Source organism: Pseudomonas sp. 51_B (assembly GCF_017491595.1).
Lineage (GTDB): Bacteria > Pseudomonadota > Gammaproteobacteria > Pseudomonadales > Pseudomonadaceae > Aquipseudomonas > Aquipseudomonas promysalinigenes.
Window position 1 is genome coordinate 1 of record NZ_JAFGYW010000326.1, and the last position, 465, is coordinate 465.

At 57.2% G+C, this 465-nt stretch carries 1 protein-coding gene; it reads right to left on the reverse strand.

Annotated features, from left to right (window positions below; genetic code table 11):
- Window positions 1-209: 209 nt before the first annotated feature.
- On the reverse strand, window positions 210-465 hold a 256-nt coding region (locus J5M56_RS25055), incomplete at its 5' end, for a DUF899 family protein (RefSeq protein WP_207938068.1).

The window sequence follows — 465 nt, forward strand, 5'->3', positions numbered from 1 at the left end:
GCTTGGAGACTTCCTTGGCCAGTTGTTCGCGTTTGATCGTCGCCTCTTCCGGCGTGCAGGCCCAGACGGGCAGGGCGCAGACAAGGGTAGCGGCGAGGGACAGCTTGATCAGGGTTTTCATGGGCAGGCCTCAGTTCCGGTTAAGGCAGGTAAGCGGTTGAGGCCTGAAGCCTGGCAAAAGTTCAGAAACTGTGGGGGCAGGGTTGCGCTCAATCGGCATGGCAGCAGCCTGACTTTGGCGCACCGTCATAGCGATCATGATGCCGAACCCATTCCATGATCTCGTCTTCATTCCTGCCCTTGGGCGTCAGATCCAGATAGTGGTAAGCGCCAACCAGCATGTCCAGACCGCGCGCGTATGTGGAATAGGTGTGGAAAATCTCGCCTTCGTCATTGCGATAAAACACGCTCAGCCCCGGCATTTCTTCCTCGGCGCTGTCGGTTTTTTCGTAGTTGTAGGTAGCC